At 32.4% G+C, this 11,501-nt stretch carries 11 protein-coding genes; 2 read left to right on the forward strand and 9 right to left on the reverse strand.

Annotated features, from left to right (window positions below; all coding sequences use genetic code 11):
• Window positions 1-576, reverse strand: a complete 576-nt coding sequence (locus tag D7004_RS13670) for a gluconate 2-dehydrogenase subunit 3 family protein (protein ID WP_167459495.1) — start codon at window positions 574-576, stop codon at window positions 1-3.
• A gap of 137 nt (window positions 577-713) precedes the next feature.
• Here D7004_RS13670 and D7004_RS13675 point away from each other — a divergent pair, with 137 nt between their 5' ends.
• On the forward strand, window positions 714-1,535 hold the full coding sequence (locus tag D7004_RS13675) for a glycosyltransferase family 2 protein (protein ID WP_123206392.1): 822 nt from the start codon (window positions 714-716) through the stop codon (window positions 1,533-1,535).
• A 4-nt stretch (window positions 1,536-1,539) separates the two neighbouring features.
• Here the strand turns inward: D7004_RS13675 and D7004_RS13680 are convergent, their stop codons facing one another.
• The 8 genes from D7004_RS13680 to D7004_RS13715 form a co-directional block, all read right to left on the reverse strand.
• Window positions 1,540-2,655, reverse strand: a complete 1,116-nt coding sequence (locus tag D7004_RS13680) for a glycosyltransferase family 4 protein (protein WP_123206393.1) — start codon at window positions 2,653-2,655, stop codon at window positions 1,540-1,542.
• A gap of 8 nt (window positions 2,656-2,663) precedes the next feature.
• On the reverse strand, window positions 2,664-3,854 hold the full coding sequence (locus D7004_RS13685) for a glycosyltransferase (protein WP_123206394.1): 1,191 nt from the start codon (window positions 3,852-3,854) through the stop codon (window positions 2,664-2,666).
• Window position 3,855: 1 nt separating this feature from the next.
• Entirely contained in the window at window positions 3,856-5,055 is a 1,200-nt protein-coding gene (locus D7004_RS13690) for a glycosyltransferase (RefSeq protein ID WP_208646840.1), read from the reverse strand.
• A 10-nt stretch (window positions 5,056-5,065) separates the two neighbouring features.
• Window positions 5,066-5,851, reverse strand: coding sequence for a glycosyltransferase family 2 protein (locus D7004_RS13695; protein WP_123206395.1), 786 nt, complete (start codon window positions 5,849-5,851; stop codon window positions 5,066-5,068).
• A 9-nt stretch (window positions 5,852-5,860) separates the two neighbouring features.
• Window positions 5,861-6,484, reverse strand: coding sequence for an acyltransferase (locus D7004_RS13700; RefSeq protein ID WP_123206443.1), 624 nt, complete (start codon window positions 6,482-6,484; stop codon window positions 5,861-5,863).
• A 104-nt stretch (window positions 6,485-6,588) separates the two neighbouring features.
• On the reverse strand, window positions 6,589-7,872 hold the full coding sequence (locus tag D7004_RS13705) for an O-antigen ligase family protein (RefSeq protein ID WP_123206396.1): 1,284 nt from the start codon (window positions 7,870-7,872) through the stop codon (window positions 6,589-6,591).
• Window positions 7,873-7,901: 29 nt separating this feature from the next.
• On the reverse strand, window positions 7,902-10,040 hold the full coding sequence (locus D7004_RS13710) for an exopolysaccharide transport family protein (protein ID WP_123206397.1): 2,139 nt from the start codon (window positions 10,038-10,040) through the stop codon (window positions 7,902-7,904).
• Between the two features lie 20 nt (window positions 10,041-10,060).
• Window positions 10,061-10,741 carry a TolC family protein gene (locus tag D7004_RS13715; RefSeq protein WP_123206398.1) on the reverse strand — a complete coding sequence of 227 codons (681 nt, stop codon included), beginning with the start codon at window positions 10,739-10,741 and terminating at the stop codon, window positions 10,061-10,063.
• Between the two features lie 393 nt (window positions 10,742-11,134).
• Here D7004_RS13715 and D7004_RS20505 point away from each other — a divergent pair, with 393 nt between their 5' ends.
• Entirely contained in the window at window positions 11,135-11,332 is a 198-nt protein-coding gene (locus D7004_RS20505; protein WP_148042799.1) for a hypothetical protein, read from the forward strand.
• Window positions 11,333-11,501: the final 169 nt, after the last annotated feature.

The following is an 11,501-nucleotide window of genomic DNA, read 5'->3' on the forward strand; positions in this document are numbered from 1 at the left end:
TTATTTCGTTGCCCACGATTTTTGATTTGGTTTTAGCGATGTACATGCAATGAAACTTCCAGGTATATAATCATAAGATAAACCCTGAGATGCACCAAGTTCAGAGCTGCAATAGCCCTCAACTGTAAGTTGCTTTAATAGTGTAAAGAAAGGACGACCGACAAGTTTATTGTTTATCTTATTTAAAATTTGGTAGCGATAAGTATCATTCTCTTCAAAATGCTTCAATATTTCTACACGTTCTAAGGGAGTACAACGATCAAAAGATTTATTAAATTTACTTTGAGTATAATTTTGAACATTTTCCAGACCATTCAAAAATTTGTTTTGCTCTATTTTAGAAGTACAGTTATGCAAAACATTAATTATGTAGTTTTGAACACCGGCACTTTTGGCTCCTGGTGTATCTGTTTGTGGAATAATGGTTTCTGCAAGTTCAGCTATAAGCACCTTGAAATCAGCGATCTGACTTAAGCTAATCTTTTGATGTAGATCGAACCACTTGTAGGCAGAAAATGAAGAAATACCTAAAGCACTTAAAGCTAGAATACTTCTTAAGGATGTTCGTCTATTCAAAATGAGCGGGATAATTACAAAAAGTAAAGATAAATATTAATCGAACAAATCTTTGATAATTGGCGGTATTATTTTTTTTTATTAAACATTTAAAGTTTTTGATATATATTTATCAATTATCCCCAATCTATAACTTAATGAGACCTGTTTTCATCCCAATTAGTGTCCAAAAATACAACAAGAGTTCGAGTGTTTTAAAGTCTGAAATAAGGTCAATAAATGAAAATTTCAGGAAACTTTTTAGCGATACACCTGATATTTCAATTGTTATACCTGCGTACAATGAAGAAGAAAATATATTAAAAACATTATACTCATTATCAAATACGAAATCAAGGTATTCAATAGAGGTTATTGTTGTAAACAATAATTCTAAAGACAAAACGGAAGAACTGATAAATGCCTGTGGAGTTATTTGCGTTAATGAGACAAAACAAGGTATTACAAATGCCCGAAACGCTGGGCTGGCTGCTGCAAAAGGAAAGTATATCATAAATGCTGATGCTGATACAATATATCCAGAATCGTGGATAGATAACATGATAGATCCGCTACACAACAATAATAAAATTGCGTTAACTTACGGCAGATTTTCTTTTATTCCCGAAGAAACGCCAAGAATTTTATACTTTTTCTATGAATATTTATCTGATTTTAACAGACACATAAACAGGTTATTTAAAGAAGAAGCTCTAAATGTTTATGGTTTTAATTCAGCATGCCGCAGAGAGCAGTGTTTAAATGTAGATGGATTTGTTCATCCTACTGGAACGAATGAAGACGGTTGGCTAGCCATGAAATTACGTAAAGCTGGCTTTGGCAAATTACATTGGGTTACCAAAAGTGAAAGTATAGTATGGACAGGAGACAGAAGAATAATTGTTGATGGAGGAATATATAAATCTACTTACGATAGATTTATAAAATATTTTAACTTTAAACACATAAAAAAAAGTTAACCTACTAAATAAATTCCTGATAAACAGCCTCAATACTTTTAGTCATCGTGGAAATATTAAATTTTTCTTGAACTGTTTTTTCTGCTTCAAGACCTAAATTTTTGACTAATTGTTTATCCAAAATTAGTCTTTGAAGAGCTTTTGATAGACTTTCTACATCAGCAGGTGGAACCAGTAAACCATTTACACCATCTTGTATCAAATCTGTAATGCCATCAATATTTGATGCTAGTATTGCTTTTCGCATAGACATTGCTTCTAATAAAGCAATTGGCAAACCCTCCCATAATGATGGTAAACAGAAAATATCAATCGCATTTAAAATGTCAGGTATATCGCTTCTAAAATCTACGAAAGTGATGTACTTATCGAGGTTCAATTCTTTTGACAATGCAAGCATTTGTATTTTTAAATCACCATCACCAACAATTAAAAGGTGAACATTTTCCTTTTCTGGAAGCATGGCTATCGCTTTAAGAAACGCCAATGGAGACTTCTGATTGGTAATCCGGGCAATGTATCCTACCAAAATCGATCGCTCATCAATGCCAAATTCCGCTCGTATATTTTTAAATTCTTTATCTGGGTTAAATTTGAAACGATCTATTCCATTTGCAATTACAGTTGCATTTGACATTGGAAATTTATTTTTTCCTTCTACAAGATTACTTTTCGAAACGCAAATCGTTTTATTGGCCACAGCAACAAGAAACCTTTCACTCATACTCCTGATAAATTTTACCACCTTACTTTGGTCAGGATGAAAAGACCAACCATGAACCGTGTAAACTAATGGAATTTTAAGTGATTTTGCACTGTAAAAAGTATTTGAATTGGCTCTGGTGCCATGAGCATGAATTAAATCGATCTGCTCAGTTGCTATAATTTGCCTAACCACTTTCCAAACACTAATATTGAATGGTTTTTGAGTGCTTACAACATAGGTTTTAAAGCCGTCCAACTTAAGCTGTTCTACCATTGGTCCTTCTGTAAATGATAAAATTACAGATTCATATTTACCCTTATCCAAATTATTTACCAAATCCAATACATGCGTTTCACCGCCACCAACCTGGCCCTGCCTAATGGCATGTAAGATTTTTTTTCTTGCAGTTTTCATAATTCGTATTAGTTTTTTTTACGCTCCAATTCATCTACTATCCCTTCGTTATAGTGAATTGTGGCAGTAGATATTTCATTTGCTTTTCTTGCTTTAAATAATGACAGTATTTGAAGAAACATGAAAACTGGAACTTTTACCAGGGCGTTATAAACAGCTTTTGGTGCTTTAAAATAATTTAAAGCAATAAAAAATATCGAGAAGAAACTTACGATCGCGATAAGCCAAAAAATTAACATACTGCTTAGGAAAAAGATATCTATCAAAATGCATAATATTGATAGCCCGGCAATAATAAATAAAGGTGGTCTTGAAAAGATAAGTCCACAAAGAAATTGATTTTTATTAAGCTGGAATACTCCTTTAAAAACCAATTTTACGCCCTTACCAGCGTACTTAAACCAAGTATTTATCCATCTCGCTCTTTGATTAACCAATTGTTGAGATTTAGAAGTTTTTTCGTCGTAAACAATTGCCCTTTCTGCAAAAGCTATTCTTTTGCCGCGATTCAAAATTTCCATTTGTAGAACTTTATCAAAACCAGCACCTTCAATGGATAACGTTTCTAAACATTCTCTGTAAAAAGAAGTTGTGAAAGCCATACCAGATCCAGCTAATGAGGCAGATGAACCATTATCAAACAAAAGTTTCCTATCTATAAACCGATAGTAGATATCTCCAGCCTCGTCAAGACAGGCGTAAGCAGTGTTCAAGTTTTTGGCTTTACGTACCCCTTGTACCGCTAAATACTCTAAATCAAAAAATTTGTTTAATTCATTTAAATATTCTGGTTCAACTAAATTGTCGCTATCAATTATAGTTAACAGTTTATGTGGTCTAATAAATCTGTTAACAGCATAAAAATGAGATTTGGTGTTACTAGCCAATTTCTCTTCCGGACGAAGTAATATAACTTTATCGCTATTAAAGTTTAGATTGGTAATATCGCAATCATCAGCAACTACATAAACAACATAATTATTGTAGTTTAAATTTAAAATTGATTTAACAACATCTGTTAACAAGGTAGTTTGTTGATAAGCCGTAACAATTATTCCATAATCATACTCGCTTCCTGCAACTGTCGAAACCTTATTTTTGCTTTTAAAAAAATGAAAAAGATATAAAAATACCGGAAGCAATAAATTAAAGCCAACCAATACTTGAAAAATGATAAAAATTGTAATCAAAACTTCCATATTAATTTTTATCTGATAAGGTATTTTCGATTGCTTTATATAAGTCTTTCACGCTATTTTCCCATGTATGTTTTAATGCAAAACTTCTTCTGTTTTGTTCCAGCGTATCGCTATTTTCCCCCAGTGCTTGCTCAATGAGCGTAATATATTGCTCTTTATTTTCAGCCAAATAAACAAAGTCAGAAAAGGATTCCATTGCTTTAGTAGCGGTTGCAACAACAGGTTTTCCAATTGCTAAATACTCATCAATTTTTCGTGGATAATTGCCAATTGTAACCATATTAACAAGTTGAGGATTTATGCAAACATCAAACGCATTTATAAAATCTGGCAAAGTATTAATCGGCTTATTTCCAGTAAATATTACATTTTTATAATTATGTAAATCGCTGGCTTTGAAAATATCGTCTTCCTGCCCTACCAAAATAATTGTCCATTCTGGTTTTGTTAAGGCTATATGAGCAATAATATCTTTATCTAAACGGATGCTTTGTATTGCACCAACATAACCAATAATTGGTCGTTTAATATTGGCCAAACCTAATGCTTCAGGCTGAGTTTTCTTCCTAAAAAATATATCTAAATCACAGCCTTGCCCGATATAAAAGGAATTTGGGTTGTATTTTCTGCAGTAATCAGCAAGGAAAGTAGAGTTTGCTACACATAGAGTATTTTTTGCAATTAACTTAGGTTCTAACTGCTCCCCGTGTTTTTTCCAATAGTCAACAGCAATCATGTAATCTCTTGAATAATAAACACTTGCTTTTGGTTTCAGAAAATCATTTAAGAAATAACCTTTAAACATCTCGTTATCATTAAAAAGAATGAAATGTTTAAAACCTAACTTTTCTGTAGCTTTTAATATAGATTTAGATAGCTTTTTATTATTGTAATAATTTATAAGATTGAATATAACTGTGCTAGGAATCCAATTGATAGATTCTACCATGCAATCTGGGTACAAATTCCATAAATTATTTTGAACCTCAATCAATCCATTAGCTTTCCCTTTTATAATATCTAATCTTCGCTTAGTTTTTGGATTATTTTTATCTCGATAAAGTGTAATTCTATCTAAAGGAGAGTTGATATACAAAACTCTATTTTTTTTACTAATTTCTATTGCAATGTTCTTGCAATTGCTTCCAATTTCAGTATCCCAAGGTTGTTGCCCAACAATTACAAAATCTATTCCTTCCAATTTTGGTTGATTAAAATTTTCTTAAATAAAGACCTGAATAACAGTTAACATATCTATAAGCAGTTCTTAAATGCCTAACAAAAAAATTATCACTATTACGCCAAATGTTTCTATGCATAGTGCTTGGCTCCGATGATGAATTAACTTGCTCTAATACAGATTTATGTTCATCGAAAAAAAATGCCTTACCCCCATGCTTGATAAAAGACATCATCATCCCAAATTCTGTTTTATCACCAGATGTTCCCTCGATATATCGCCCGAATTTTTGAAAATAAGTACTTCTTTTTAAATGAGGATGGTCGCTATATAAAGCAAATTTATTTAATCCAGGGTACCACCATTTAAAAAGCATTTCAGAAAAACCGTATTTATAACTCTTTAGGTAAGGGTATTTTTCGTAAGCATAAAAGCGAACCACATCAAAATCCTCACGCTCCATTAAAAGGGAATGACCGTTTTCTAAATTTTGCGCAAAATTATCTAATGGGATAAAATCTTCTTGTATGTATAAAGTGAATGGCGTTTTCACAGCATCTAAACCCTTATTTAAATTATTTCCTAGACCTTTATTAACAGGTGTAGTAATCAACTTAAAATCGTATTGGTTGCTTAAACTATTAATATAATCAATGTGTTCAACCGAACTGCAATCATCTGATATAATAATTTCTTTAAAAGCACAATTAGCTTTCTTCAATTCGGAAAGCAAACGCTCTAAAGATTTACTACGATTGTAATGGGTAATCACTAGCGTTATATCATCAAAATATGCAACTTTCGTTGTGGTTTCCATTTGCTTTAGTTAAAGGGATATTTTCTCCCATGAGGAAGTTAGTTTATTATATTGCTTAATTACTCTTGCAGGATTACCTACTGCTACAGAAAATTCGGGAATATTTTTAGTAACTACGCTCCCTGCACCAATGATACAATGTTTGCCAAGTACTACTCCTGCGGTAATTACGCTATTTGCGCCAATCCATACATCATCAGCAATTACGATGGGTTTGCACGAAACTTTTTGAAGGGATGGTGGGGTATTTACGTCTTCGTAACCATGATTTAGCCCAGATATCACAATATTTTGAGCCATCATAACATGGTTTCCAATAGTGACTGGACCGATGATTACATTGCCCATACCAACAATGGTTTTGTCGCCTATGATAACATCACCAACACCATTATTAATTGTTGCAAAATCTTCAATAACAGAATTATTACCTAAGCGAAAATCGTTAAACGGAAAAACATCAAGCCTGGTATTGTACCTAACAATAGCGCCTTTACCTCTTTTATGTTTAAATGGATTTAAAAACAAACGGACCCATAAACGTGGTTTATTATCATTTGTTGGTATTAGCATACTTAACGCTAAACTTTTCAACTTTGGATTTGATTTTATTTTAGAGATGATTGAGGTCATTATTTTATTCGTTAAAATCTTCTGTATTCGGTTTTCTTCTTCCTCTAAAAAAACCAATTATAAAGAAAATTATAGCAGGTACACTAAATATCTCCCAGGGCATATCAGGCTATTTTAATTAATTTTTTTTCTTTTAATTCTTGATCTAGCTTAGGCATCATATATACAAAAACAATTGATGCATATACTATAATCGTTGTGGGCATAGTATTGATAACTTCATTACCGTAACTACAAAAAAGAATTCCTGCAAAACCAGATGTTAATGCAATCGCCTTTATCTTTAAACCCTCATCTTCTATATCCCATACAATACCACAACATCGCCCGAGTATATATACCATCATACAAATCCAAATGGTAAAACCAACAATGCCATACATGGCCCAAACTTTAACCCAGTAGCTATCTGGTTGTACTTTTGATAAAAACTTATCAGCATTATAAGCCATTCCATTTGAACCAACAACACCTAAACCACCGCCAAACGGAATACCGCTCATATATTCTTTTAAAACCCTTTGAGAGGCTAATCTTACATTTAGAGAGGGATCATCTGGATTTAAAGAGCTTCTAAATCTATATATATTGTAATTTCCGTTGCCAATATTTGTAAACTTTAAAAAACATAGAAATAGTATCGCTAATGCACCACCTAAAAATAATACTTTGAATTTTTTACTGAGTAATATTGCAACAAAGGCTCCAGGTACTAAAGCAAACATAGCGCCTCTAGTTCCAGAGATTAGCATACCATACAACATTAGCGCCGAACATGTTAACAATATAATCCTTACCTTCTTTTTAACCGGTCCTAACGCCAATATTAATGTTAGCAAACCAATATGTGCTTGTGATGCACCAAATTGTGCTGCTTCAGAGTAGAATGAGAATACCCTTAATCGTCCCCACAATACATGGGTTACTGCACCTCCATTATCTAAAAATATTCTATCTCCTTTTGATAAACCAAAATGCAACTGCTTTATACCATCTAAAGCTGCAACGGTGGATAATGCAATAACAATCAGTAAAAAATAATCTAAATCTTTATTGGTTTTAAAAACTAAAAAATAAAGCGTAACAATTAATAAAGGATATTCTGCAGCTGATCTAATTTCTTTAAGCCATCCTATTGTGCTTGCACCGGCAGGATTAGCCACTTCGAGTACACTTAAAAAAAACCAAAACAGAAAAAGATAAAATAGGTCGTTATTTAAGTTCTTCCAATTTTCTTTAGGAACTGAAAAAATTGCGCATATAAAAGCAATTAACATGATTACTTCGATGAGAATACCAATAGGAAACATTATTCCTAGTTCTCTTGAAATAAGCCAGTAAACAAAGCAATATATTAATAATATGTAAACGACAACTTTAGCAACCATAAATACAAAAGGTAGTTATATTTTTTTAATTAGCTCTGTACCTGAGTTTTATTTAACACCCATCCTAAAAATCCAGGTAGTTTTTTAATATAATCTACAAACTCCTTATTAGAATCTTTAATGGTATTACCGGCTTCGAAAACTGAAATATTCTTCTCAGTAAATAGAAGCCACTCCTTTGCAATGTTTATATCCTGAAGTGCATTTACGTCTACAATAATAGTATCAAATTCATCTTTTAATACGTCAAAACCAGCCTGAAGACTTTTTATGCTTTGAATTTCTAAAAGTGATTCTCGGGCTTTACTTTTATTCATAATCGTTATCAGATCTTCTGTATGAATCTCCTTTTTGATTAAAAACGTTTGGAAATTTTGACTGGTAGCAAGAGCCTTACTATCAGATTGAACAACAGGAAGCTCATCAGCGATTAAAAGAACCTTTTTACCAGTCATTGCAAAAGCGTAAGCCAGACTGTAACATAAAAATGTTTTTCCTTCGCCTGCTACCAAACTCGTAATGCCCAAAATCTTACTCCCATCTGCATCCATTTGGTTATTGATTTCGAAACGTAACGACCTAAGCATATCTCTATAAAGCTCGAAGTTTTGATTCCCATCTTTATCGTTCCAAATATCTCTAATGTTTCTTTCGTTGCTTTCGATTTTGTTTAATACACCAAGCGTTTTCGATCTTGTTGCGTTGGCCAACTGTTGAGCACTAACAATTTTGTGATCGAGAAAGAATATTAATAATACAAATCCAAAACTGGCGATAAAACTTCCTGCACCAGCACCTAATAGGTAGAAAATCTTTTTAGATGGTTCAGGATTACCTGGCAAGCCAAGTTGTTCAATCTGCAATCTTAGTCCTAAGCTCTGTCCTGCCCTATTTTGATTAACCTGATCTAAAGCAGTTGTATATTCTTTAATGGCCAAATCAGCCTCTCTCTGATAATTTTGAATATCAGCATCATAAGGAACCATACTGCTATATTTCGCTCTTAAAATACCTAACTGCTGATTGATAATAGTTAGACTTCTTTTTTGCTCTTCAAGTGATATTTCAAGGGCTGTTTTTTGCGCAATTAGTGTTTGTTTAGATGCACGTGGATCTACTACATTTTCATCAGCATTCTGATTACTTTTTCTAACTATAATTCTATTAATAGAATCGATCTTTAATTGATCTGAAGCCTTAAACCCGTTGTCGACGTACCTATCTGTAGCAATTTTGAGGTCGCCTTTTAAACGAATAAGTTCGCGATTATCGGCTTGTGTACTTCCTGCAGTGTATGAGTCATTTCCATTTAGTTTACTTCGTATAACTGACAGTGCACCCTGATTGGATTGAATTTTTGTTAATGCATCAGCCCGTTGTGCTTCATATTGGGTAATTTGACCATACACAGAGCCCGATTGCTCATCAAGATTTAAAAACCCTTTATTCTTTTTGAAAGCTGCCAGAGCGTTATTTTTCTCATTCATAGTAACTTCCTTTTGTTTCAGTAAAGAATCTAAAAGAACTATGGAATTATTTTGGTTAAAACTTATCTCACTGCTGTAGTTACTAATAAAATCGGCAGCTAATGTATTTACAACATAAGAAGAAAGTTCTGGGTTCTCAGAAACATATTCTAAAGTTATTAAATCACTGTTATCTGCATGGTTAATTTCAATTTGCTTTCTCAGTGTTTCCTCACCATATCCCATTGAACCAACCAAATTGTAAAGTTTGTATTTACCATTATTGTCGGATAATGTTAGTATTGATTTAGTGGCAAGTTTTTCTCTAAATATCTGGATCAATTCAGCTCGATTTTGAGCATTTAAGGAATCAAGCTTTTCACTATATTTTCTAAATGACTTTTTTGGATTTTCTAAATCATGAATCATCAAATTATAAGCGAGTATATTCATGATCTTTTTCATCTTGAATTTCTCCATAATTTGATTAAACTGTTGACTTACTTGAAAAAAATCGGTGGTCTCATTTGAAATAACTTTTTTCGAAGGATCTAAAAGTCCCGTAGATATTTGAACTTCTGAACTATACTGTTTAGGTAAATTTTGAACCAAAAAGTAAGTAATTGTTACAGCAATAATGGGCACTAGAATTAGCACCCATTTATATTTATTAATCAGTTTTAAAAGTGATTTTATATCCATTTAAAGAATTTTAATTTCTCTTATTTAACCTCGCTTAACTTCATGCCAATAATTTGTTCCAACAGATCCTTAGATTTTAAATACAACGATTCTGCTTGGATTTTTTGTTGGAAAGATGTGAATTGATTTATACGAGATTGATTGTATGCATCTAAAGTAATTTCTCCCTTTTCAAATCTTAGTCTCAAACTTTCGGCTACACCTTTATTATCTTGAGCCATTTGAGAACTGATTTTTAACAAGCTTAATTGTTGGATATAATCGTAGTATCTAACTTTAACATCATTAACTAACAAAAGCTCAAAATCTTTTTGTTCAAGCTTTGCAAGTTCATAATCGATTTTAGCCTTCTTAACCAAGAAAGGTTTGGTTAGCAAATTACCTAAATTGATACCAACACCAAATTGAACACCATTAACATTATAAGGATTAACAGGATCTAATACAGCTCTATCACCTGGTCTGTAAAAATACGAAGCGTTAAAGATATCTAAATAAGATAAGCTAGCCGTAGTAATTCCAATTTTCACACCATCAGAACGAAGCTGATAAGATTTTGCCCGAGGAAAATTTTGTTTTGCCAATTCAATATACTTTTCTAAATCAGCATATTTTATTTCAGGAATAATTGTTTCTTGCGAATAAGCATTCACGCTTAAAAAGATTAAGCATGCGAGCGTAATTTTTAGTAAAGTTTTCATTAATAATAGGGTTGATTTATATAGGTTTTATTTTTGAATTTAAATATGGGATGCTACAAAAACGGATAAAGATACAATTAAACTTGTTTCTTTTAATTATGTGAAAGAAAAAAAATACTAAAGTGTTTTTCGTGTACTAAAAAATATGGGTTATTAATAAGCACGTATTGCACTATTTATTCTTATTTATAATTTTTTGCATCATTTAGCACTTTTTATCTCTTGTCAAAAAAGCTATTTTTTCAGATATTAGGCTTAATAACTATCATTCATTGAATCACTGCTCGGGTAGGATAGTTTTACAGTTTGCTTTTTCCTTAGTCTCCATCGGCAGATGAAGCGCAGATGATCCGCTGTTAAGGGCTTAACTCCGTAAATCAAAATTGTAAAGCTATGGCACCTCCCAACTTGTTGCGGTTTAAACAAACAACACATGAAAAGAGTATGTATTTATCCGAAGGATTTAGCATCTTAACTGGAAAAAGCTTAGCACAAGCACAAAGAGTGCTTAGAAATTTAAGGTTTGTATTGAATAAGCGTAGAGATCAATACATTACATTTGATGAATATGCCAATTTTTTCTGGAATTGATGTAGAATTGATTCAGAAAATTTGTTTGATGCTGTCTTTGATTTGTACTATCGCTGGATAAACCGCTTCAAATTGACCCCTCTTCGCCAATCTAAAAAGTTCCCCTTAGCCGAGTTAATTTGATAAGGTTCGCCAAAGGAAAAAGACCCCTTTGCGCCAATCCAAATTA

This window comes from Pedobacter jejuensis (assembly GCF_003725795.1).
Taxonomy (GTDB): domain Bacteria; phylum Bacteroidota; class Bacteroidia; order Sphingobacteriales; family Sphingobacteriaceae; genus Pedobacter; species Pedobacter jejuensis.